Genomic DNA, 23,235 nt, shown 5'->3' with positions numbered 1-23,235 from the left:
GGTAGTAGGAAAACGCACATGCGAACGCATTATTGTGGGCAGGTAAACGCCGAATTAGCAGGACAGCAAGTCACTTTGTGTGGCTGGGTCAACAAACGCCGCGATCTGGGCGGCTTAATATTTATCGATTTACGCGATCGCGAAGGCTTAATACAAGTCGTTTTCGATCCCGACCAAAAAGACCTGTTCGAGCAAGCCAACAAATTGCGTCAGGAATTCTGTGTGCAGATAAAAGGTACGGTTAACCGCCGTCCTGACAGCCAGGTTAACAAAACCATGAAAACCGGCGAAGTTGAACTGCTGGCCTCAGAACTGACGATTTTAAGCCGCTCTGAACCGCTGCCTATCGACTTTAACTCGCAAGTGAGCGAAGAAGCCCGTCTGCGCTTCCGCTACCTTGATCTGCGTCGCCCGCAGATGAACGAAAAACTGCAGTTTCGCGCCAAAGTCACCAGCGCCGTACGTCGCTTTTTAGACGACAGCGGCTTTTTAGACATCGAAACACCGATGCTGACCCGCGCTACGCCAGAAGGCGCGCGCGATTACCTGGTACCGAGCCGTACCCACAAAGGCCGTTTTTTCGCACTGCCACAAAGCCCGCAGTTGTTTAAACAGTTACTGATGATGTCGGGTTTTGACCGCTATTACCAAATCGTAAAATGCTTCCGCGACGAAGATTTGCGCGCTGATCGCCAGCCGGAATTCACCCAGATCGATATCGAAACCTCGTTCATGACCGCAGAGCAGGTAATGGAAGTCACTGAAACAATGACCCGTGAGCTGTTTCAGAAGCTGTTGAATATCGACTTAGGCAAATTCCCGACCATGAGCTGGCACGAAGCGATGCAGCGCTATGGTTCAGATAAACCTGACCTGCGTAACCCGCTGGAATTGGTCGATGTCGGCGACTTATTAAAAGACGTCGAGTTTAAAGTATTCTCCGGCCCGGCCAACGACGAAAAAGGTCGGGTAGCAGTGATTCGTCTGCCGGGACAAGCCGATAATGTTTCACGCAAAATGATCGATGACTACACCAAGTTTGTCGGCATTTACGGCGCCAAAGGTTTAGCCTGGGTTAAAGTTAACGATTTATCGCAAGGCCGCGACGGCCTGCAGTCGCCAATTTTAAAATTCCTGCCGGACGAAGCGTTAAACGCAATTCTGGAGCGCACCGGAGCGCAAACCGGCGACGTACTGTTCTTTGGTTCTGATAAAGCCAATGTTGTGGCAGAGTCGATGGGCGCGTTGCGTCTTAAGCTGGGTGAAGAGTTTGATTTGGTCAGCGACGAATGGAAGCCGCTGTGGGTTGTCGACTTCCCGATGTTCGAAGAAGACGACGATGGCTCGCTGGCTGCGCTCCACCATCCGTTCACCGCGCCGGTTAACGTCACCCCGGAAGAGCTTAAAGCCAATCCGGCACAGGCGCTGTCTAATGCTTACGACATGGTCTTGAACGGCGTTGAAGTCGGCGGTGGCTCGGTGCGTATTTTTGATAACGCCATGCAACAGGCGGTGTTTGAAGTGCTGGGCATTGGTAAAGACGAAGCGCAGGAAAAATTCGGCTTTTTGTTAGAAGCACTCAAGTACGGCACGCCACCACATGCGGGTCTGGCTTTTGGTCTGGACCGCCTGGTGATGCTGATGGTTGGCGCCAGCTCGATTCGTGATGTGATTGCGTTCCCGAAAACCACCACCGCGGCTTGCGTTATGACCGACGCACCGGGGCTGGCAAATCCGGACGCATTGCAAGAATTGGGTGTTAAGAGTACGGTTGAGGATAAACCAGAAAATCAATAAGGGTGAATTATGGCCGGTCATTCTAAATGGTCCAACATTAAACACCGAAAAGCCGCGCAGGATGCGAAGCGCGGCAAAATTTTTACCAAGTTAATCCGTGAAATTAACGTCTCTGCCCGCGAGGGTGGAGGCGACCCGGAAACCAATCCGCGATTGCGCGCTGCTATCGACAAAGCCCTGTCGAACAATATGAAGCGCGATACCATCGATACCGCCATTAAGCGCGGCACCGGCGAAATGGAAGGTGATAACGTTGAGGAGCTGACCTATGAAGGATACGGCCCCAATGGCGTGGCGATTTTGCTGGAATGCATGACCGACAATAAAAACCGTACGGTGTCGGAAGTGCGTTATGCCTTTAGCAAGCACGGCGGTAATTTAGGCACTGACGGCTCGGTGGCTTACCTGTTTAATAAAATGGGTGTGATCAGCTACAGCGATGGTGTTACCGAAGAGCAAGTGATGGAGCCAGCGCTGGAAGCGGGCGCCGAGGACATTGTTAAACATGCCGACGGCTCGTTAGATGTCATGACCACGCCGGATAACTTTGGTGCCGTCAAAGATGCGCTGGATGCGCGCGAGCTGGCCGCATCGAATGCGGAAGTGACCATGGTGCCGGATACCAAAGTCGATTTAGATGCCGACAGTGCGCAAAGCTTTTTAAAACTGCTGGATGCGTTGGAAGACTTAGACGACGTGCAAAACGCCTACCACAATGCTGATATTTCGGATGAAGTATTGGCACAGCTTAACGCCGACTGATGAGCGTGATTCTGGGCATTGACCCGGGCTCCCGCTTAACCGGCTACGGCATTATTCAGCGCCACGGCCGCAAGCTGCATTATGTCGCCAGCGGCTGTATTCGCGTTACCGGACCGTCGGCGCATCCTTATTCGTTGCCGGAAAAGCTTAAGCGCATTCACAATTCGGTAGTGGAACTAATCACGCAGTTTCAGCCGGACGAATTCGCCATCGAGCAAGTGTTTATGGCGCGCAACCCGGATTCAGCATTAAAGCTGGGCCAGGCGCGCGGGGCGGCCATTGTCGCAGCCGCCTGCCATGATTTGCCGGTAGCAGAATACAGCGCGCGCTCTATCAAACAAGCTGTAGTCGGCACCGGCGCCGCCGAAAAAGAACAAGTGCAGCACATGGTCATGGCCCTACTCAACCTCAGCAAACGCCCCCAGGCCGACGCCGCCGACGCCCTCGCCGTGGCTATTTGCCACGCCAACACCCGATCGTTTTGATACGCGCGGGTCGTTTTCGCCCCGCCGGTGCGTTCGGCTTCGCCTCACTAAACCGGCGGTTACCGCCTCCGCCGCCGTTGCGCTCGCCTACGGCTCGCTAAACCGGCGGTTACTTACGATATGAATTGGTTTCGTGGGTTAGCCGGCATCACGGTTTTAAAAGAATTCAACGTCAAAAAGCATTAAAACCTCAAATGCTGGCATATCCCGGGAACGTGAACAGATCGCAAGTAGCCGCCGGTTTAGCGACCGAAGGGAGCGCACCGGCGGGACAAAGCGTATCCCCGACGACGAGACCCATCGAAGCCCCCCGAATCCCCCGCCTAGCGGAGTGTGTGTGCCGGTGGTATGATATCGCCATCGCCAATAGAACAAGATAAACAATGATTGGACAAATCTCCGGCAAGCTGATTGCCAAGCAGCCGCCTGAAGTATTGATTGATGTGAATGGCGTGGGATATGAAATCCAGCTGCCGATGACCTGTTTTTACGCGCTGCCGGCGCTTAATGAACAAGTTACGCTGGTGACTCATTTTGTCGTGCGCGAAGACGCACAACTACTGTACGGCTTTAACAGCCAGGCGGAGCGCAGCCTGTTCCGTTTGTTAATAAAAACCCAGGGCGTGGGGCCGAAACTGGCGCTGGCGATTTTAAGCGGTATGAACGCCGATGAATTTGTCTGGGCGGTTAATCAAAACGATGTCAGCCGGCTGATCAAATTGCCCGGTGTTGGCAAAAAGACCGCTGAGCGCCTGGTAATTGAAATGCGCGATCGCCTGAAAGACTGGCAGGGCAGTGGCAGCCCGGCTACCGATGCGGCAGCTATTGATGCGGTTACCGCCGATTCCACCTTTGTGCACCCGGCCGATGCCCGCAGCGATGCCTTGAGCGCACTACTGGCATTGGGTTATAAACAAAACCAGGCCGATAAAGCCTTAAAAGCCGTGTATCAGCAAGAATATACCAGCGAAGAGCTAATCAAAGCCGCGCTTAAACAATTGGCGTAGTGAGAGCCTTCAGCGGAACGAGAGCCTTCAGCGGAATAAGCAAGCCTTCAGCGGAATAAGAGAGCCTTATGATAGAAGCCGACCAAATACCCAGCCATCGCATTGTCGAAGCCGAAACCCAGGGTGACGATGAGGCCATCGACCGTGCCATACGGCCCAAGGTCCTCAAAGATTATACCGGCCAAAAACATGTGGTCGAGCAGATGGAAATTTTCATCGAGGCGGCACGCAAGCGCCAGGAAGCTCTGGACCACCTGTTAATCTTTGGCCCGCCGGGGCTGGGTAAAACCACACTGGCCAACATCGTTGCCAACGAACTGGACGTGAATATAAAAACTACCTCGGGTCCGGTGCTGGAAAAAGCCGGTGACCTGGCCGCGTTGCTGACTAACCTCGATCCTCATGACGTACTGTTTATTGACGAAATCCATCGCCTAAGCCCGGTAGTGGAAGAGATCCTGTACCCGGCGATGGAAGACTACCAACTGGATATCATGATCGGCGAAGGGCCGGCGGCGCGTTCTATCAAACTCGATTTACCGCCATTTACGCTAATTGGCGCCACTACGCGCGCCGGCGCACTGACCTCGCCGCTGCGGGATCGTTTCGGTATCGTGCAGCGATTAGAATTTTATAACGTGGAAGAACTAACCGACATTGTTGCCCGCTCAGCCAATTACATGAATATGGTGATGAAAGACGGCGGCGCCCGTGAAATTGCCCGGCGTTCTCGCGGCACACCACGTATTGCCAACCGACTGCTACGTCGGGTACGCGATTACGCCGAAGTTAAAGGTAACGGCGAAGTCGACGAAGCCACGGCAAACGCTGCGTTGACTATGGTTGATGTTGACCAGGCCGGCTTCGACTACATGGATCGCAAGTTATTGCTGGCCATTATGGAAAAGTTCCTCGGTGGTCCGGTGGGGCTGGATAACCTGGCTGCGGCAATTGGCGAAGAAAAAGACACCATTGAAGACGTGCTAGAGCCTTATCTTATTCAGCAGGGCTTTTTACAGCGCACGCCACGGGGTCGTATGGCAACACCGCGTGCTTACCAGCACTTTGGTTTAAAACCTGAAGAAAAGTAAAGCTTGAGTAAAAAATGGATAAAAAAAAGCCCGCACAAAAGTACGGGCAAACAGAACAACAAGAAGGAAGTTAAATAAAATCCAGGGAACTAATTACAAAAAATCAAAATTTCAGAAGTAGTGACAACCAAACTCTGTCTCTTCGATTTGTTCGCTATTATACGGCTAAATTGGCCTGTATCAAACAAGAAATTTTACACGTTCACATTAAAAAAATTAATGCGAACATTTTAACTAACGGTTAAAAAAAGACCAACAATTTTTCAACAATTGAAAAAATCCGTTAAAAAACAAGGATCATAGTTTTAATTGTTTCAGTTTTGTCATAAATAAAAGTCTGCTGAAGTTTTAATCAGCGCCACTTTTAAGTGTCTTAAAAAGTTATTGTGACAAAATTGTCATTTTTAAAGGTTTACCCATGAAAAAAATACATTTTGAATGGCCAGTGAGAGTTTACTACGAAGACACTGATGCCGGTGGTATCGTTTATTATGCGAACTATCTCAAATTTCTTGAACGTGCCCGCACCGAATGGTTAAGGTCGTTGGGGATTGAACAGGACAGCTGGTTAGATCACAATAGGGGCTTCGTGGTCAGGCAGGTCGAACTGGATTTGCGCGAAGCAGTAAAATTTAATGCTGAACTGACCGTAACCGTGACGGTCGAACAGCTGAAGCGCGCATCGATGGTGTTTACGCAGCAGGTTATTGGTCAGCAGGGGCAGCTGCATTGCAGCGGTACGATCAAAGCCGCCTGTGTCGACCTTAATGCAATGCGCGCGGTCGCCATACCAGCGCCGATTTACGACAAAATAAATGACACCATAAAAACATAGTCAAACAGACAGAGGGTTAACGAGCGTGGAAACAGAATTATCCTTTATTGATTTATTCTGGCAGGCAAGCCTGCTGGTGAAGTTGGTCATGATCATGCTGTTGGCCATGTCAGTATGGGGTTGGGTGCTGATTTTCCAGCGCAAAAAGGTGATTAACACCGCCAACAAAGACGCGCTGAAATTCGAAGATCGCTTTTGGTCCGGCGTTGACCTTGCGCGCCTGTACCAGGAAATTTCCGCCCGCGCCAAAAATGCCAAAGGCATGGAGCTGCTGTTCCACGCCGGCTTTAAAGAATTCGCGCGGCTGCGTAACCATCCCGGAACCAATCCACAGGCCACTATCGAAGGGGCATTCCGCGCTATGCGTGTAGCTCACGCCCGCGAGCTGGAAAAACTCGAAAATAACCTCGGCATACTCGCTACCATCGGCTCAATCAGCCCGTATATCGGCCTGTTTGGTACGGTCTGGGGTATCATGAATGCCTTTATCGCCCTGGGCGCGGTTGAACAAGCGACGCTGGCAATGGTCGCGCCGGGTATCGCCGAGGCGCTAATTGCTACCGCAATGGGTCTGTTTGCCGCGATCCCGGCTGTTATCGCTTACAACCGCTATGTAAACCGGGTAGAAAAAGTCGACAACCAGTACATGAACTTTATTGATGAATTCGTCGCTATTTTGCAACGCCAGGCGCTGTCGCAAAAAGCCACTGGTAATAGCCAGGAGGAACCTGCGCTATGATGGTGATGCCGCGTAAACGCCGTAAGCCGGTAGCGGAGATCAACGTGGTGCCTTACATCGACGTCATGTTGGTGTTGCTGATTATCTTTATGGTTACCGCGCCGCTGATTACGCAAGGCGTTAAAGTTGAATTACCTAAGGCGTCGTCAGAGCCATTGTCAAAAGACTCTAAGCCGCCATTGGTGGCGTCGGTCGACGCGCAGGGCAATTACTACCTGAATCAGAACACTGATCCCGACCAACCCATCAGTGCGCAGGAAGTCGCGACGCTGGTGGCAGCGCAGCTGCAGTTAGAGCCGGAAACGCCGGTGATGGTGAATGGGGATGGTGCCGTTTCGTATAACCAAGTCGTACAGTTGATGGTGTTACTGCAAAAAGCAGGGGTACCGTCAGTGGGCTTAATGACAGATTCGTCGGAAAACTAGTCGTGGCAAAAAAAGTAGCAGGCACAGACAGTATTAAATTACCCTTGCTTTACTCGGTTGGCATTCACGCAGCAATCGGGGCTGTTTTGTTGTTCAGTTTTGAGTTTGCGCCAACCGAACCGACGCCGATGGAAGTCAGCCTCAGCGAAAGCGATTTTCAGCAGCAACCTGACGAGATCGTGTCGGCGGTATCGGTCGATAAAGCGGCAGTAGAGCAGCAGGTGCAGCGCATAAAAGATCAAAAAGCAGCGGAACGCCGCGCCGAGCAGCAGCGTATAGCAGAATTAGAGCGTCAGGCCGAGGCCGCGCGCAAAGCCCGTGAGCGGGAAGAGCAGCGTCGGGCGGAAATTGAACGCCAACAACAGATTGAACAACAGCAAGCTGCAGAAGCACGTCGCGCGGCTGAACAGGCCAGAAAAGAAGCACAACAGCTGGCCGAGGAGCGCCGCAAAGCAGAACAAGCCGCTAAAGAGGCTGAAGAACGCCGTAAAGCCGCAGAGGAAGCCGAGCGCCGTGCCGAAGAAGAGCGCAAGCGCCGCGAAGAGGAACGTAAACGGTTAGAAGAAGAACGTCGCAAGGCAGCCGAACGCGAAGCGCAGTTACAAAAAGAAATGGAAGCCGAGCGTCAGCGCCGTGCCGCCGCGCGCCGGCAGCAAATGCTCAGCGAAATCGAAAAATATCAGGCCTTGATCAGGCAGACTATTCAGCGCAACTGGAACGTTGACGAGTCCATGAGTGGCAAATCCTGTGAGCTGACCATTAGCGTAGCGCCCAGTGGTTTTGTTAAATCAGTAACCACCGGTGCCGGCGATGCCGCAGTCTGCCGCTCTGCCGAAAACGCGGTGCTAAAAGCCACCACGTTACCTGTTTCGCAAGACCCGGAAGTCTACGAACAAATGAGTACGATTAAATTAACTGTTAAACCGCAGTTGTAAGCTTAACGAGCTAAGGTGACCCATGAAAAAGCTGTTTATCAACACATTGTTGTTTTTCTTCGTTCTGACTTCCAGCGTCCGCGCCGGGGTATTGGAAATTGTCATTACCGAGGGTATGGACACCGCCAGACCGATTGCGGTCGTACCGTTTAAGTGGCTGGGCGATGGTCCGGCTCCGGGGCAGCTAACGGAAGTGATTGCAGCGGACTTGACCCGTAGCGGTAAGTTCAACCCAATCCCTGCATCAGCAATGCCCCAGCAACCAACTAACGACGGCGAGTTGGATTATGCCGCGTGGGCAAAACTTGGTGTTGAAGCGGTATTGATGGGAACCATCGAACCCTATAGCGTCGACCGCTACATGGTCAAGTTCCAGCTAGTTGACGTACTACGCGGGCAAATAACCGGCGGCAACGCGCAAATGTTGCGCGACGGCGAGTTGGTACAAAGCAATGATCACATTCTGGATGCACGCAGCTCGGTTATTGACGGTGATCAATTCCGTCAGTACTCGCATCGTATTTCTGACGTTGTATACGAGGCTTTGACCGGTGAACGTGGTGCCTTTATGACCCGCATCGCCTACGTTACCGTTAACCACGACGACCAATATCCGTACAAACTGATGGTAGCGGATTACGACGGTGCTAACGAAAAAGTATTATTGCGCAGCCCGGAGCCATTGATGTCACCTTCATGGTCACCGGACGGCAACAAACTGGCTTACGTGACCTTCGAAAACGAAACCGCAGAAATTTATATTCAGGACATTTACACCACACGCCGTGAAAAACTGACTTCGTTCCCGGGCATCAACGGCAGTCCGGTATTTTCGCCGGACGGCAGGAAAATGGCTATGGTACTGTCTAAGGACGGTAATCCGGAATTGTACGTAATGGACCTGGCGACTAAAAACTTGCAACGGGTAACACGCAATCGTACGATTGATACTGAGCCGAGTTGGACGCCTGACAGTAAATCGTTGGTATTTACCTCAGAAAGGGGTGGCAGACCGCAACTTTATAGCGTAAATTTAGATTCAGGGCAGGTACGTCGGTTAACGTTCGAAGGCGAGCAGAACTTAGGTGGTACCGTTGCACCGTCGGGTGACTCAATGATTTTGGTCAACCGTACACGAGGCAACTATCACATTGCGCGTCAGGAGTTTCCACGGGGTACCATGCAAGTGCTGACCAAAACATTTTTGGATGAATCGCCAAGTATCGCGCCAAATGGTAGCATGGTGATTTACAGCACGACACACAACAACAAGCAGGTGTTGGCGTTGGTGTCGACCGATGGCCGTTTTAAGGCACGATTACCGGCTTCAAGTGGTGAGGTTAAGTCGCCATCTTGGTCACCGTTTATGTAACGTAATTTGATACAACAGACGAGAAAAAATAAGGAATACAGGATGCAGCTGAACAAACTCTTTAAAGCTCTGGCAATTGCTGTACCAATGGCAACTTTGGCCGCTTGTAGCTCAAACCAGTCGACTGATTCCGGCGCTGGCGCAGGTCAGGAAACTAACCAGGCTTCTGGCCAGGACTCTGGCTCAGGTGTACAGGTTGGCGCTGCTGACCGTCAAAAAACGCCTGAAGAAATCCGTCAGGAGCAAATGGAAGCGCTACGTAAAGAGCACATCATTTACTTCGCGTTTGACCGTTCAAATATCCAGTCTGAGTACGCAGAACTGTTAGCTGCGCATGCGGACTACCTGGTTAAAAACCCAAATGTCAGCGTTGTAATCGAAGGTCACGCCGACGAGCGTGGTACGCCTGAGTACAACATCGCACTGGGCGAGCGTCGTGCACAAGCTGTCGAAAGCTACCTGGAAAACCTGGGTGTTCAGGACTCACAAATCTCTACCGTATCTTACGGTGAAGAAAAGCCGATGGTTAATGCCTCTACCGAGAGTGCATACGCGAAAAACCGTCGCGCTGTTTTAGTTTACTAATCGCTAACGTTAGCTGTATTCAACCATGTTGAAAAAAACGCTAATTGCGATGAGTTTACTGGTGCCTGCTGCCGCTATGGCGCAGGCCCCGGTTTCGAGCCTTTCTGATTCAGCCGGCTCGCTGGAGCAACGCCTGGCCACCATCGAACGTATGATGGAGGCACGACAGGGGGCGCAGTTGCAGCTGATGGATCAGTTAAGTACATTGCAACAGGACGTCGCCGAGCTGCGCGGTATTACCGAGGAGCACGAGTATCGTCTGGAGCAGTTGCTACAACGTCAACGCGAGCTGTATCAGGAAATCGACCGCCGCTTCAGTCAACTGAAGGAGCAGGGCGGATCGTCGTTTGGCGGCTCAGTTTCAGCCGGGGGCGTTCAGACGATACCCACCGACAGTTCCGGCTCTGCGGATGGTGGCAACTCGGGTTATTCCAGTAACCTCAGCGAAAACGACGCCTATGACCGTGCTATTGCTTTAGTGTTGGAAGACAAGCGTTACGACGCGGCAATTCCTGCATTCGAGCAGTTTATCCAGCAGTTCCCGAACTCAAGTTACCTGCCTAATGCGCATTACTGGCTAGGCCAACTGCAGTTTGCACAGCAAGCGTACGATAAATCTAAAACGCATTTTCAGACGGTGGTTAACGACTATCCTGACAGTAACAAACGGGCAGATTGTTTGTTAAAACTGGGCGTTATTGCCTCGGAGCAGGGCCGTAGTGCCGATGCCGAGTCGTTTTATCAGCAGGTTGTGTCGGAATACCCGGACAGCACCGAAGCAAATCTGGCCAAACAGCGGTTAAATTAATCGCTGTTTTTGCTCGCCTTTGCTAACACGAAGGCAACAACTGCTGGTGAATTAAGCAGTCGCACAAAAAACTGAAATAATCAGTTGCATCACAGCGTTATTTAAGTAAACTATGCCGCCGTTGCCAAGGACAAATCGTCTCCGGTTTAGCGTTGGTAACGGCACGTTTGGACGTGGGTTGTTAGCTCAGTTGGTAGAGCAGTTGACTTTTAATCAATTGGTCGCAGGTTCGAATCCTGCACAACCCACCATCTCCTCCCCCAAACGTAGCTTGCGTCCTGACGCAAGTAAAACCTCAGAATACGGGTTGTTAGCTCAGTTGGTAGAGCAGTTGACTTTTAATCAATTGGTCGCAGGTTCGAATCCTGCACAACCCACCATTTCTTGCTCATTTCATTCGCGGTTTTTTGCACCTTCGGTGCGGTTATTTGTTGCCTTCGGCCACGGCTTTTTGCGCCTGCGGCGCGGCTTTTTATCGGTTCGCTTCGCTCACCGATGGCTTTTGAATTTACAGCCGTTGCGTAGCAACAAAAAGCCGACGACGAGCGAAGCGAGTCGACAAACAGCCGTGCCGCAGGCACAAAAGGCCGCACCGAAGGTGCAAATAGTGGTTTGTCCATTGAAATCCGCTATACTTGCCCGCACGTATATAGGACTCCACCGAATAAAGATGTAGGAAGTATGTCAGCGATCCAAACTTTAGATAATTTAGATTACGCGTTTCCGCCTAAGCCGAAGCCATTATCTGACAAACAGAAAGCAGAATACCGTGCGCGTATTAAAGACTTATTACAGCAACGCAATGCGGTGCTGGTTGCGCACTATTACACCGATCCCGAAATTCAGGCGCTGGCTGAAGAGACCGGCGGCTGCGTTGCCGACTCGCTGGAGATGGCACGTTTTGGTCGTGACCACGATGCCGATACATTGATTGTTGCCGGCGTGCGCTTTATGGGCGAAACCGCAAAAATCCTGACACCTAACAAAACCGTGCTGATGCCAACCCTCAAAGCTGAGTGCTCGCTTGATCTGGGTTGCCCGCCGGATAAGTTCGCTGCATTTTGTGACGAGCATCCGGATCGCACCGTGGTGGTCTACGCTAACACCTCTGCTGCTGTTAAAGCGCGTGCCGACTGGGTGGTAACATCAAGCATGGCACTGGATTTAGTTGAGCACCTGGACAGTAAGGGCGAGAAAATCCTCTGGGGCCCAGATCGCCATCTGGGTAACTATATCCAGAAGCAAACCGGCGCTGACATGGTGATGTGGCAGGGCGCCTGTGTAGTGCACGACGAGTTTAAAGCGAAAGCGCTTAAAGATCTTAAAAAAGTGCACCCTGATGCTGCAATTCTGGTACACCCGGAGTCACCGCAAAATATCGTCGATATGGCGGACGCTGTTGGTTCGACCTCACAGCTAATCAAGGCCAGCCAGGAATTGCCTAACGATACCTTTATCGTGGCCACCGACCGCGGCATTTTCTATAAAATGCAGCAGCTGCAGCCAAACAAAACTTTTTTAGAAGCACCAACCGCCGGTAACGGCGCCACCTGCCGCAGCTGCGCGCACTGTCCGTGGATGGCAATGAACGGCTTAGTCGCCATCGCCGATGCCCTCGAACACGGCGGCGCAACCCACGAAATCCACGTCGACCCCGAGCTCGGCAAACAAGCCATGCTCCCCCTCGACCGCATGCTCGCCTTTAACGCTCGGTAACGTGCGCATCTTGCGCACGATGGCTCCGATTGGGGATTGTAGGCAACGGCGGGCTTAGCCCCGCCGGTGCGTTCGGCTGCGCCTCACTAAACCGGCGGCTACACACGATATAAATTAATATTTTGGGAAACTAAAGGGCCAAACGTATTCAAAGCGTTGATGCCGTAATCAAAACGGAATCATTGCAGCTCGTAAGTACCCGCCGGTTTAGCGACCGAAGGGAGCGCACCGGCGGGGGCGGATTCGAATCCAAAGCCGGAAGTCAGAATAAATCCTCCTCTATCCGCATCTGCGATGCTCCATAGAATCCAACCCCACCATTCAACAAATTTATTACAAATTCGCAGCATCGCATGATAATCTAATAAGAATGAATATTCATTCATTGGAGTATCAAATGAGCTTGTACCAGCACGATGATGTGCGCGATAACTGCGGATTTGGGCTGATAGCCGATATTAACGGCGAAGCACGGCACGACCTGATTACCACCGCCGTGCAGGGCCTCGACCGCATGCAGCACCGCGGCGGTATCGGCGCCGACGGCAAAACCGGCGACGGTTGTGGGCTGCTACTGCAAATGCCCGAGCAATTCTTTCGCGATTACGCCAAACAACAAGGCTGGGGGCTGAGCAAAAAATTCGCCGTCGGCAGCATCTTTTTCAGCAATAACAGCGACCAGCGCGAAGCCGCGCGCGCTGTTATCGAACAAGAGCTGAAAAAAGAAACCCTCGAAATAACCGGCTGGCGTAAAGTCCCCACCGACAACAGCGTGCTGGGCGAGGGCGCCAAACAGTCCGAGCCGACCATAGAGCAAGTTATCATTTCGGCACCGCCGGGATGGCGCAAAAAAGACATCGAACGTCGCCTGTACATGGCGCGTCGTCGTATCGAAAAGCAAATCAGCGATCCCAATCAATTGTATATCGCCTCGTTGTCCAGCCTGTTGCTGGTCTACAAAGGCCTGATGATGGCCGGGGATCTGCAAAACTATTACCCCGATCTGGCCGATGAAAGCCTGAAAACCACCATTTGTGTGTTTCACCAGCGCTTCTCGACCAATACCCAGCCGCGCTGGCACCTGGCACAACCGTTCCGTTTTCTCGCCCACAACGGCGAAATCAACACCATAAGAGCCAACCGCCAGTGGGCAAAAGCGCGGGCATATAAACTGCAAACGCCGTTAATACCTGACTTGCAGGATGCCGCACCCATTGTCGGCATGAGTGGCTCTGATTCCGCCTCGCTGGACAACATGCTCGAGCTATTATTAGCCGGCGGCATGGACTTATTCCGCGCCATGCGTCTGTTAATCCCGCCTGCGTGGCAGGGCGACAGCACTATGAGCGAAGAAATGCGCGCCTTTTACCAGTTCAACGCGCTACACATGGAGCCGTGGGACGGCCCCGCGGGTGTGGTGATGAGTAATGGTCGCCATGTAGCCTGCTCGCTGGATCGCAACGGCTTACGACCGGCACGTTACGTGCTCACAAACCAGGGCATCTTAACCATCGCCTCCGAAGTCGGCATCTGGGACTACGACGAGCGCGACGTAAAAGAAAAAGGCCGTCTCGGTCCCGGCCAAATGATGGCGGTCGACACCTATACCGGCCGTATTTGGTACAACCAGGAAATCGAAGACGAACTGAAAGACCGCCACCCGTACCGACAGTGGCTGGATCAGCATCGCCGCACCTTGTTGCCATTCGAACAGTGCAGTGCCGACAAAATCGGCCAGCGCCTGTACGACGACAAGATGATGAAGGTGTTGCATAAAGCCAACCTCTATACCGAGGAAGAACTGCTGCAGGTGGTCGCGGTGCTGGCTAAAGACGGTCAGGAAGCGGTTGGCTCCATGGGTGACGACACCCCGACCGCCATCCTGTCGCAGCAGCCGCGCCTGTTGTACGACTTTTTCCGTCAGCAGTTCGCGCAGGTGACCAACCCGGCCATTGACCCCATCCGCGAGCGTCACGTGATGTCGCTGGCGACTATTATTGGCCGTGAGCATAACGTTTTTAGCGAGGCTTCCGGTGATGCTGATCGGGTCGCATTTGAATCGCCAATCCTGATGTACACGGATCTTAAGCAACTACGCGAAATGGATCCCACCCATTACAAGCATAAAACCTTGTCGCTCGCATTTGATGCGGAAAACGACGACTTGCAGTCCGCTTTAATCCGTGTAACTGAAAGCGCTTACACTGCGGTAAAAGAAGAACAAACCGTCATTTTAATCCTGTCTGATCGCGGCCTGGAACAAGGCCAGCTTATGATCCCTGCGCCAATGGCAGTGGGTGCGGTGCAACAAACGCTGGTCGACAACGACCTGCGCTGCGACTCAAATATTATTATCGAAACAGCCAGCGCCCGCGACCCGCATCACATGGCCGTGCTGCTTGGTCTGGGCGCCACCGCAGTTTATCCGTATCTGGCTTATGAAACGGTCGAGCAGCTGGTGCAGCAAAGCCGTCTGCAGGCCGACCTAAAGTTAGCACTGACTAACTACCGTAAAGGCCTGAACAAAGGGCTGCTTAAGATCCTCTCAAAAATGGGAATCTCGACCATTGCCGGCTATCGCGGCGCTTCGTTGTTCGAAGTGGTGGGGCTGGACGAGACGATTCGCAAGCAGTGCTTTGTAAATGCGCCTGCGCGTATCGGCGGCGCCACCTTTAACGATATCCAGCAGGATCTGCAGCGTGTATTCAAATCTGCCTGGCTGCACCGCAAGCCCCTCTCGCAGGGCGGTTTGCTTAAATACGTGCACGGCGGCGAGTATCACGCCTACAACCCGGATGTGGTCATGAGCCTGCAAAAGGCGGTCGCCAGTGCCAGCCAACAGGACTACGACACCTACGCCAAGCTGGTGAACGAACGCCCGGTCACGCACCTGCGCGACTTACTGGCGATTGATAAAAGCAAGGCAACGGCTATCGACATCAATCAAGTCGAGCCCAAAGAGCAGCTGTTCCAGCGTTTTGACACCGCCGCCATGTCGATTGGCGCGCTGTCAGCCGAAGCGCACGAAGCGCTGGCTATTGCCATGAATAAAATCGGCGGCCATTCGAACTCGGGCGAGGGCGGTGAAGATCCCAAACGCTTTAACAGCCTGAAAAACTCGCGTATTAAGCAGGTTGCGTCCGGCCGTTTTGGGGTGACGCCGCATTACCTGATTAACGCCGATGTCATACAAATAAAAGTCGCACAGGGCGCCAAGCCCGGCGAGGGTGGTCAGCTACCTGGCGAAAAAGTCACTGCCGAAATCGCGCAGCTACGATTTGCGGTGCCGGGCACTACGCTGATATCGCCGCCGCCGCATCATGATATTTACTCCATCGAAGATCTGGCGCAGCTAATTTTCGACCTCAAACAGGTTAACCCCAAAGCGCTGGTCAGCGTCAAACTGGTCTCAACTCCGGGTATTGGCACCATCGCCACCGGCGTAGCCAAAGCCTATGCCGATCTGATCACGGTATCGGGTTATGACGGCGGCACCGGCGCCAGTCCGCTGACCTCGGTTAAATATGCCGGCTCGCCCTGGGAGCTGGGCTTAGCCGAAGTGCATCAGGCATTAGTCAGCAATAACTTACGCCATAAGATACGCCTGCAGGTCGACGGCGGCTTAAAAACCGGCGTGGATATCGTCAAAGCGGCTATTTTAGGCGCCGAAAGTTTCGGTTTTGGCACGGCACCCATGGTGGCGCTGGGGTGTAAATACTTACGTATTTGTCACCTCAATAACTGCGCCACCGGCGTTGCTACGCAGGACGAAACCCTGCGTAAAGAATTTTTCCGTGGCCTGCCGGAGCGCGTCATCACCTTGTTTGAATTTGTTGCCGAAGAAGTGCGTGAGATCCTGGCACAGCTGGGGTTGGAAAACCTCACCGATGCCATTGGCCGCACCGATCTGCTTAAGCGTTTACCGGGCGATACCCCGCGCCAACAGGCACTAGATTTAGCACCTTTGTTAGATGCGGCCGGCACGCCGTCAGAGCAAACGCTGTATTGCAGCGAACCGAACGAGCCGTACGACAAAGGCGCGCTCAATCAGCAGTTGCTCGAGTTAACCGAAGACGCGGTCAAACAGCGTCGCGGCGGCCGTTGGGTGCTGCCAATCCGTAATGACGATCGCTCAGTGGGAGCAATGGTTTCAGGCGTTATTGCCTCGCATCACGGCAATCAGGGCATGGCCGCGGCGCCTATTCAAATCGACTTTAACGGCACCGCAGGGCAAAGCTTTGGCGCATTTAACGCCGGCGGCTTAAAACTGCGTTTAACCGGCGACGCCAACGACTATGTCGGCAAAGGTATGGCCGGCGGGCAAATCGTGATAAAACCACCAGCCGGCGTCAGTTATGCCAGCGAAAACTCGGCCATTATGGGCAACACCTGCCTGTACGGCGCCACCGGCGGCAAGCTCTATGCCGCGGGCTGCGCAGGTCAGCGTTTTGCGGTGCGCAATTCCGGTGCCGCAGCGGTAGTCGAGGGCATTGGCGACAATGGTTGCGAATACATGACCGGCGGTATCGTCGTGGTACTGGGCAGTTGCGGCATTAATTTCGGTGCCGGCATGACCGGCGGTTTTGCCTATTTGCGCGATACCGACGGCGATTTGCATCGGCGCTTAAACCACGAATTGGTTGAGGCCGTGGCGGTAGACACACCGATTATCAAAGAGCACCTGCGCGGGCTCATCCATGAACACCACGAAGCCACCGGCAGCCGCTACTCGCAGCAACTATTGCAGGATTTCGAAGACGTGGTTGGCGACTTTTATATCGTCAAACCTAAATCGGCAGACATTAAGGAGCTACTCGGCCATCGTGCGCGCTCCACCGCAGAATTACGGGTCGAGGTAATGTAATGAACAAGAATATTTATCAGTTTTTAGACGTACAGCGCATTGATCCGCCCAAGCATCCGGTGGACGAACGGCGCATCGAATTTAAAGAAATCTACGAACCCATGTCGGATCGCCAGCTGCAGGGTCAGGCCGATCGCTGTCTGGATTGCGGCAACCCTTACTGCGAGTGGCAGTGCCCGGTGCATAACTATATTCCGCAATGGCTGCAACTGGCTAACGAGGGCCGGGTGCTGGAAGCGGCGGAGCTGATGCACAAAACCAATTCGTTGCCGGAGGTTTGCGGCCGTGTGTGCCCGCAGGATCGCCTCTGCGAGGGGGCCTGCACGCTTAACGACGGTTTTGGCGCGGTGACCATTGGCAGCATCGAAAAGCAGATGGTGGATGAGGCCTTTGCCCAGGGCTGGCGACCGGATTTATCGGACGTTGAAGCGCGGCCGGAAAAAGTAGCGATTATCGGCGCCGGTCCGGCGGGCTTGGCCTGTGCGGATGTGTTGGCGCGCAATGGCATCAAACCGGTGGTGTACGACCGTTATCCGGAAATTGGTGGCCTGCTGACTTACGGGATCCCGCCGTTTAAGCTGGATAAGTCAGTGATGACCCTGCGCCGCGAGATTTTTACCGAGATGGGGATTGAGTTTAAGCTCGGCGTTGAAGTCGGCAAAGACGTGACCTTTGATGAGCTGGTTAACGGCCATGATGCGGTGTTTTTGGCGTTGGGTACGTACAAAGCACTCGATGGCCGGCTCGAGGGGCTGGATACCCCGGGGGTTTATCCGGCGCTGCCGTTTTTAATCGGTAACACCCAGCGTTTATTGCAACAGCAGATGGCGGACTATCCGCTGATTGATGTTAAAGACGAAACCGTGGTGGTGCTGGGCGGTGGTGATACCGCGATGGACTGTGTGCGGACGTCGATCCGCCATGGCGCTAAGTCGGTGGTATGTGCGTATCGCCGCGACGAAGAGAACATGCCGGGCTCGCGCCGTGAGGTGCAAAATGCACGCGAAGAGGGCGTGGAGTTTGAGTTTAACCTGCAGCCACTGGAAGTGGTGAAGGGCGATGATGGTCGCGTCAGCGGCGTGCGCATGGTCAAAACCGAACTGGGCCCGCCCGATGCTGACGGTCGCCGTCGCCCACAGCCGGTCGAGGGCTCGGAGTTTGTGATACCGGCAACGGCTGTGATTATCGCCTTTGGTTACCAACCGAATCCACCGCAATGGCTGGCCGAGCATGAGGTTAAACTAAGCGACTGGGGTACGGTACTGGCGGTCGGCGACAGCGAGTTTGCCATGCAAACCAGTAACCCGAAAATCTTCGCCGGCGGCGACATGGTGCGCGGCGCCGATCTCGTCGTCACCGCCATCGCCGAAGGCCGCACCGCCGCCGACGGCATCCTCGACTGGTTTGATCGGTAACGCACCTCTGCCCCGTACCGTGCGCCTCCGGCGCACGTTCAAAACATCTCACCACCGAGAACACGGAGGGCACGGAGAAAACCTTTTAAAGGTAAACACCGATCGGTAGCGTGCGCCTTTGGCGCACGTTCAAAATATCTCACCACCGAGAACACGGAGGGCACGGAGAAAACCTTTTAAAGGTAAACACCGATCGGTAGCGTGCGTCCTGACGCACGTTCAAAATATCTCACCACCGAGAACACGGAGAGCACGGAGAAAACCTTTTAAAGGTAAACTCCGATTGGAATCGGCCTATAGGTTTTGCCGGTTAAGCTGCATGGCAGCGGTTGCGGCTTCGCGGATCGCCTCGTCTGCGTGGTGACGGCCTTGGCTATCTAAAGCGTCGATAACATTCGCCAGCCTAAAAATTTGTGTATTGCCGACGCTAGTGAAAGGATGAACGTGCGATAGTTTTGTATTAACCAGAGCCTGAACTCGCTGTCGAGTGATTGAATATACACGGGCGATATCCGTCGGACCGACAAAGTCCGGTTTCACTTCGAGTAATTTTGCTTGCGGCAACGCTAAAAGCACCTGCTTTTGCGCATCTTGCATCGCATCAAGCGCCGTTGATGACTGGCGTTCGAAGGTGATATTAATCTCGCCGCCCCGACCGTGGCGGACTAGCGCATCATCGCAGCCAGCCTCAAACAAACTATCGTCAATTTGATCCTGATTTTTGCCACAGTTTGAGACATCAAACCGAAGGCTGAATTCATAGTATTTCGTCATTTTGTCCCCGCCACTGACATTTTTCGACTGCTTTTATCGTTTCTTGGGAAAAATACTCCTTTATCTTTTTATTGTCAACCGACAATATTTTTAATATGTGGTTTATAAGCATAGTTCAATCTAAAAAGTCTGCTTAAAATGGGATCCGAATAGAGTCCCGTGGTGGGTGCTGAGACACAGCAACAAATGGTTTCATCGGTTACGCACGCTATTCCTTCAAAGATATAACCGCAGAGGCGCAGAGCACGCAGAGAAAACCTTTTTAAAGGTAAAACCTAAACATCTAACCACGGAGGACACTGAGAACACGGAGAAAACCTTTTAAGGGGAAAACCAAAAACTCGCTTATTGGGGTTTTAATTTATAAAGTCTTTTCTCCGTGCTCTCCGTGTTCTCCGTGGTTATAGTGTTTTAACAATATAAGTGTTTTCTCTGCGCCCTCCGCGCCTCTGCGGTTATATCTCTTGCCCTAACCCCATCGAATGGTGTTATATTCTGCCGTATGAAAATATTATCAATTGGTTATGGCGATATTGCGCAGCGTGCGGCGCGGCGGTTAGTGGCGGCGGGGCATTCGGTGGTAGGTGTTTGCCGGCATCCGGATGACAAGCCGCCTGTAGACGGGGTCGAATTAATAGCTGCCGATGCGGGCAATGAGCAGGATCTGCGCGCGGTCTTGCATGGCAACGAATTCGGTGCGGTGCTGGTGACGCTGACGCCGTCCTCTTACGATTTAGAAGGCTACCGCAACGGTTACGTTGTGCCTTGTCGGCATTTGCAGCAGATGATTAGCGGCCTGGACTATGCCCCCTACGTGATTTATGTGTCCAGCACCGGGGTGTATGGCCAGCAAAATGGTGAGTGGGTGGACGAGGATTCGCCCTGTGAGCCAGAATCGGACTCGGGGCGCATGTTGCTGCAGGCCGAAGCCTTGGTACGCGACTTGCCGGTACCGTCGACGATTATACGATGTAGCGGCATTTATGGTGCAGGACGAGACTTTATGCTACGCCAGTTAAAAGCCGGCAAAGTCACCTTGCGCGAGAGCTGGACCAACCGTATACACCAGGACGATGTCGCCCGCTTTATCGCATTCGTGATTGAACACTCCGAAAAGCGCAACGATGCGTATTTACTCAGTGATGACGAGCCAGTGATGCAATACGAGGTATACCAATGGCTGGCACGGCAATTGGGCGTAGAGGTATCGTCCGAAGTCGAACCCGGCCCCGGCCCGCGAGGCTCCAAGCGCTGCAACAACACCCGCGTGCGCAACACCGGCTTTACCCTCGAATACCCCACCTACCGCCACGGCTACGCCGAAATGATTAACCCGTAGCGTGCGTCCTGACGCACGTTCCAAAGATTTAACCACGGAGGACACGGAGAGCACGGAGAAAACATCTTAAGGGTAAAACACAATTTAGGTTTAAAATTTAAAAGGCTTTCTCCGTGCCCTCCGTGCTCTCCGTGGTTAGCGCTCGTCCTCGTAAAGAACCGACCCCATTGCGAACCATCCATTTATGAAGTATGTTAAGCGCATGTTACATGGAGGTAACGTCAGGGAGGTTTAATGGTCAGGGGACTCGGGTTACAGAAATTAATTAACGAGCTTAAGCACAAGGTGCATTCGGCCAGTTTTGAGCGCCTGTTTGCCGAGAAAACAGCACACCTTAGCGGCCCGCAAAAGCTTCAGCTCAAAATTAAGCTGAACGAGCTGACCAAACCCAGCACCGCTGCCATCGACCTGCGCCGCAAGGTGCCCGGACCGGTTGCAATGTACGAATACCAGGGGCGTACTCATTTTTTTAACGCCGAAGCGCAAAAAATCTTTACCGACGGCCTAAAAGCCAACAACGGCGTTTATACTGACGAAACCTACCGCAACATCATGCAGTACATGCGCGAGCAACAGCAGACTCGCGTCACTAAGCAAATTGAGGCCGACAGCCAGAGTAAGCTGGGTAGCTTTGTGCTGGGGCGCTATTACCGGCGCAGCGAAGAGCGCATGAATTTTGTCACCGACGTTGTCGTGAAAGGCCGCATAGACGGCAAGCTCATTAAGCTAAAAGCCGTGACTGTCGACATTTCATTGCAGGGCGTGCAGCTAAAACTCCCCGCCACCGCACCGGTGCAAAAACTATTACACCAAACAGTCGCTATTTTTTACCTGGGGCTGGCCAAAGAATTTGTCTTTGATCAGAGCCAACCCTACAGCTACCAGGTGCTGGGCACACACGAAAAAGACAAACAAAGCTATTTACGCCTGCGCCGTGACGCCGTAGCCGATGACGATGCGCTGGATAAACTGCTGCGCGGCCTGCTGAACGGCTATAAATTCCGTTACAAGGTGAATGTCGACCATGTTATCCACTCGGTACGCGCCAAAGGCCACGAAAGCCAGTGGCTGCAAAGCCAGCAGGGCGTGCCGGTTATCTTTAGCGGCAATCCGGAAAAGACCGCTTACGCCATTGCCACCGAGAGCAACAGTGCGCTAATTGATTCCTGCTGTAAGAAAACGCCACAGCTATTGAATGCGTTAATTAACCAACGCTGGTTAAGGTTAAAACTGGCCGAGCTACGCGGCCACAGTGAACAAACCCGGCTGCAACTGCCGTTTTACTTTTTAACCCTTAACGTGAAGGGCGAAAAGCGCCATTATGCCGTGCCGACGGTAGCGCTGGCCAAACAGCCGGCGATTAAAAACATACTCGCCGGACTCAAGCGCGCGGGCTACACGGTGCAGGCGCTGGTACTGAGCGTCACCTACAGCAGGCTGGACAAACTATTCGTTGGCCTGGTTAGTGCCATCGATTTGCCGGACTGGAAGACGGTTAAAGCGTCAGAGTTAAAACTGAATGTGCTAAAACCTCACCGACTGCATTTACAGGGCGTGCAGGGCACTAAAGTGGTAGAAGAGCATCCGCGGTTAACGCAGTTATACACCAAATGTGGTCTGTGCAATGCGCTGTTTGTACACCGCGAAGCTAAGCAACAAGATATTGGTTTAGCCGCTTTGATGCCGTTCAAACAGGGGTTGCCGGGATGGTTCCAGAACCCGGAATTATGGCTAAGCCGCAGTCATTATATTTTGGGCGGCAAAAAGATCGAAAACGAAATTCTCAAGCGATTAAAATATATCGACCCGGCTGAACATGCCGATACCAAGACGTTGTTACTGCGCCTCAGCCAAAGCGATAATCAGGCCGAGCCGACGGTAAACGGCCGCTGGCTGAGCGATTTTACCAGCTTTAACGAAGCCAGCCTGTATATGAAAAAGCTCTACAAAGAGAAGAAATTACTGGCTGTAAATATTGAGCTGTACCGTTGCAAACGGCCGGTCATCCGTGCCTTCCGCGACGACCTCAACTACGTACAAACCTACCTGCCGCACCGCGCCAAAAGCCTGGAGCGCCAAATCAAATCCATCGACGGCGTCATCGGCGTCCAGGACGTCACCGCCCCGTTATTGCGCCTGGCCCTATAAGAAATATTAAGTGTTAGTAAAACGACACAACCACAGGGTAGTTTGTCTTGCGATTACAAAACTAAGTTGTCGATATGCATTAAAGTAACTTGCGCTTAAAGCGCAAGCTACGACGATGGTTGAACTTGCGCTACAAGC

At 53.0% G+C, this 23,235-nt stretch carries 19 protein-coding genes and 2 tRNA genes; 19 read left to right on the top strand and 2 right to left on the bottom strand.

Going from position 1 to position 23,235, the window contains the following annotated elements:
- Nucleotides 1-18 precede the first annotated feature (18 nt).
- From aspS to nadA, 15 genes are all read left to right on the top strand, one after another.
- Complete coding sequence (gene aspS / locus KZ771_RS07305; protein ID WP_290652584.1) at nucleotides 19-1,797, top strand: aspartate--tRNA ligase; 1,779 nt, start codon at nucleotides 19-21, stop codon at nucleotides 1,795-1,797.
- Nucleotides 1,798-1,806: 9 nt separating this feature from the next.
- On the top strand, nucleotides 1,807-2,559 hold the full coding sequence (locus tag KZ771_RS07300; protein ID WP_290652583.1) for a YebC/PmpR family DNA-binding transcriptional regulator: 753 nt from the start codon (nucleotides 1,807-1,809) through the stop codon (nucleotides 2,557-2,559).
- Complete coding sequence (gene ruvC / locus KZ771_RS07295) at nucleotides 2,559-3,044, top strand: crossover junction endodeoxyribonuclease RuvC (RefSeq protein WP_290652581.1); 486 nt, start codon at nucleotides 2,559-2,561, stop codon at nucleotides 3,042-3,044. The genes KZ771_RS07300 and ruvC overlap by 1 nt, the downstream gene beginning before the upstream one ends.
- A 383-nt stretch (nucleotides 3,045-3,427) precedes the next feature.
- Nucleotides 3,428-4,051: a Holliday junction branch migration protein RuvA gene (ruvA, locus tag KZ771_RS07290; protein WP_290654795.1), complete on the top strand. Its 624-nt coding sequence runs from the start codon at nucleotides 3,428-3,430 to the stop codon at nucleotides 4,049-4,051.
- A 68-nt stretch (nucleotides 4,052-4,119) separates the two neighbouring features.
- On the top strand, nucleotides 4,120-5,142 hold the full coding sequence (gene ruvB, locus KZ771_RS07285) for a Holliday junction branch migration DNA helicase RuvB (RefSeq protein ID WP_133540155.1): 1,023 nt from the start codon (nucleotides 4,120-4,122) through the stop codon (nucleotides 5,140-5,142).
- Nucleotides 5,143-5,560: 418 nt separating this feature from the next.
- Nucleotides 5,561-5,977 carry a tol-pal system-associated acyl-CoA thioesterase gene (ybgC, locus tag KZ771_RS07280; RefSeq protein WP_290569472.1) on the top strand — a complete coding sequence of 139 codons (417 nt, stop codon included), beginning with the start codon at nucleotides 5,561-5,563 and terminating at the stop codon, nucleotides 5,975-5,977.
- Nucleotides 5,978-6,002: 25 nt separating this feature from the next.
- Nucleotides 6,003-6,716 carry a protein TolQ gene (gene tolQ / locus KZ771_RS07275; protein WP_133540153.1) on the top strand — a complete coding sequence of 238 codons (714 nt, stop codon included), beginning with the start codon at nucleotides 6,003-6,005 and terminating at the stop codon, nucleotides 6,714-6,716.
- A gap of 2 nt (nucleotides 6,717-6,718) precedes the next feature.
- Nucleotides 6,719-7,141, top strand: a complete 423-nt coding sequence (tolR, locus tag KZ771_RS07270) for a protein TolR (RefSeq protein ID WP_290569575.1) — start codon at nucleotides 6,719-6,721, stop codon at nucleotides 7,139-7,141.
- Between the two features lie 2 nt (nucleotides 7,142-7,143).
- A complete protein-coding gene (tolA, locus tag KZ771_RS07265) occupies nucleotides 7,144-8,076 on the top strand; it encodes a cell envelope integrity protein TolA (protein WP_290654794.1) in 933 nt (310 codons plus the stop codon).
- A gap of 22 nt (nucleotides 8,077-8,098) precedes the next feature.
- Nucleotides 8,099-9,448 carry a Tol-Pal system beta propeller repeat protein TolB gene (tolB, locus tag KZ771_RS07260; protein ID WP_290654793.1) on the top strand — a complete coding sequence of 450 codons (1,350 nt, stop codon included), beginning with the start codon at nucleotides 8,099-8,101 and terminating at the stop codon, nucleotides 9,446-9,448.
- Between the two features lie 42 nt (nucleotides 9,449-9,490).
- Nucleotides 9,491-10,033: a peptidoglycan-associated lipoprotein Pal gene (gene pal / locus KZ771_RS07255; RefSeq protein WP_290654792.1), complete on the top strand. Its 543-nt coding sequence runs from the start codon at nucleotides 9,491-9,493 to the stop codon at nucleotides 10,031-10,033.
- Nucleotides 10,034-10,058: 25 nt separating this feature from the next.
- A complete protein-coding gene (gene ybgF / locus KZ771_RS07250; RefSeq protein WP_290654791.1) occupies nucleotides 10,059-10,841 on the top strand; it encodes a tol-pal system protein YbgF in 783 nt (260 codons plus the stop codon).
- 175 nt (nucleotides 10,842-11,016) lie between these two features.
- Nucleotides 11,017-11,092, top strand: a tRNA-Lys gene (locus KZ771_RS07245).
- 53 nt (nucleotides 11,093-11,145) lie between these two features.
- Nucleotides 11,146-11,221, top strand: a tRNA-Lys gene (locus tag KZ771_RS07240).
- Nucleotides 11,222-11,522: 301 nt separating this feature from the next.
- Nucleotides 11,523-12,557, top strand: a complete 1,035-nt coding sequence (nadA, locus tag KZ771_RS07235; RefSeq protein WP_290654790.1) for a quinolinate synthase NadA — start codon at nucleotides 11,523-11,525, stop codon at nucleotides 12,555-12,557.
- 179 nt (nucleotides 12,558-12,736) lie between these two features.
- On the opposite strand, the gene KZ771_RS07230 is transcribed toward nadA, so the two are convergent.
- Complete coding sequence (locus tag KZ771_RS07230; protein ID WP_290654789.1) at nucleotides 12,737-12,943, bottom strand: hypothetical protein; 207 nt, start codon at nucleotides 12,941-12,943, stop codon at nucleotides 12,737-12,739.
- 11 nt (nucleotides 12,944-12,954) lie between these two features.
- On the opposite strand from KZ771_RS07230, the gene gltB reads away from it, so the two are divergent.
- Both gltB and KZ771_RS07220 read left to right on the top strand, forming a co-directional pair.
- On the top strand, nucleotides 12,955-17,421 hold the full coding sequence (gene gltB / locus KZ771_RS07225) for a glutamate synthase large subunit (RefSeq protein ID WP_290654788.1): 4,467 nt from the start codon (nucleotides 12,955-12,957) through the stop codon (nucleotides 17,419-17,421).
- Nucleotides 17,421-18,836, top strand: coding sequence for an FAD-dependent oxidoreductase (locus KZ771_RS07220; RefSeq protein WP_290654787.1), 1,416 nt, complete (start codon nucleotides 17,421-17,423; stop codon nucleotides 18,834-18,836). The genes gltB and KZ771_RS07220 overlap by 1 nt, the downstream gene beginning before the upstream one ends.
- A gap of 294 nt (nucleotides 18,837-19,130) precedes the next feature.
- Here the strand turns inward: KZ771_RS07220 and KZ771_RS07215 are convergent, their stop codons facing one another.
- The gene (locus KZ771_RS07215; RefSeq protein ID WP_290654786.1) at nucleotides 19,131-19,610 is read right to left on the bottom strand and encodes a hypothetical protein; all 480 of its coding nucleotides are present in this window, start codon (nucleotides 19,608-19,610) and stop codon (nucleotides 19,131-19,133) included.
- 502 nt (nucleotides 19,611-20,112) lie between these two features.
- Between KZ771_RS07215 and KZ771_RS07210 the strand changes: the two genes are divergently transcribed.
- Nucleotides 20,113-20,949 (top strand): SDR family oxidoreductase, encoded by an 837-nt coding sequence (locus tag KZ771_RS07210; protein ID WP_290654785.1) that lies wholly within the window; start codon nucleotides 20,113-20,115, stop codon nucleotides 20,947-20,949.
- Between the two features lie 234 nt (nucleotides 20,950-21,183).
- Nucleotides 21,184-23,097 carry a hypothetical protein gene (locus KZ771_RS07205; RefSeq protein WP_290654784.1) on the top strand — a complete coding sequence of 638 codons (1,914 nt, stop codon included), beginning with the start codon at nucleotides 21,184-21,186 and terminating at the stop codon, nucleotides 23,095-23,097.
- Nucleotides 23,098-23,235 lie beyond the last annotated feature (138 nt).

Origin of the sequence: Idiomarina sp. (assembly GCF_019431395.1) — a bacterium.
Lineage (GTDB): Bacteria > Pseudomonadota > Gammaproteobacteria > Enterobacterales > Alteromonadaceae > Idiomarina.
Note: the sequence above shows the minus strand (reverse complement) of the source record. Positions and strands in the feature narration are given on the sequence as shown.

Bases quoted from the DNA above. Each gene is read 5' to 3' on its own strand.
- gltB (WP_290654788.1), top strand. From the start codon at position 12,955: ATGAGCTTGTACCAGCACGATGATGTGCGCGATAACTGCGGATTTGGG.
- KZ771_RS07210 (WP_290654785.1), top strand. From the start codon at position 20,113: ATGAAAATATTATCAATTGGTTATGGCGATATTGCGCAGCGTGCGGCG.
- KZ771_RS07215 (WP_290654786.1), bottom strand. From the start codon at position 19,610: ATGACGAAATACTATGAATTCAGCCTTCGGTTTGATGTCTCAAACTGT.
- nadA (WP_290654790.1), top strand. From the start codon at position 11,523: ATGTCAGCGATCCAAACTTTAGATAATTTAGATTACGCGTTTCCGCCT.
- KZ771_RS07205 (WP_290654784.1), top strand. From the start codon at position 21,184: ATGGTCAGGGGACTCGGGTTACAGAAATTAATTAACGAGCTTAAGCAC.
- KZ771_RS07230 (WP_290654789.1), bottom strand. From the start codon at position 12,943: ATGAATGAATATTCATTCTTATTAGATTATCATGCGATGCTGCGAATT.
- ruvA (WP_290654795.1), top strand. From the start codon at position 3,428: ATGATTGGACAAATCTCCGGCAAGCTGATTGCCAAGCAGCCGCCTGAA.
- ruvC (WP_290652581.1), top strand. From the start codon at position 2,559: ATGAGCGTGATTCTGGGCATTGACCCGGGCTCCCGCTTAACCGGCTAC.
- tolB (WP_290654793.1), top strand. From the start codon at position 8,099: ATGAAAAAGCTGTTTATCAACACATTGTTGTTTTTCTTCGTTCTGACT.
- ybgC (WP_290569472.1), top strand. From the start codon at position 5,561: ATGAAAAAAATACATTTTGAATGGCCAGTGAGAGTTTACTACGAAGAC.
- aspS (WP_290652584.1), top strand. From the start codon at position 19: ATGCGAACGCATTATTGTGGGCAGGTAAACGCCGAATTAGCAGGACAG.
- KZ771_RS07220 (WP_290654787.1), top strand. From the start codon at position 17,421: ATGAACAAGAATATTTATCAGTTTTTAGACGTACAGCGCATTGATCCG.
- pal (WP_290654792.1), top strand. From the start codon at position 9,491: ATGCAGCTGAACAAACTCTTTAAAGCTCTGGCAATTGCTGTACCAATG.
- ruvB (WP_133540155.1), top strand. From the start codon at position 4,120: ATGATAGAAGCCGACCAAATACCCAGCCATCGCATTGTCGAAGCCGAA.
- ybgF (WP_290654791.1), top strand. From the start codon at position 10,059: ATGTTGAAAAAAACGCTAATTGCGATGAGTTTACTGGTGCCTGCTGCC.
- KZ771_RS07300 (WP_290652583.1), top strand. From the start codon at position 1,807: ATGGCCGGTCATTCTAAATGGTCCAACATTAAACACCGAAAAGCCGCG.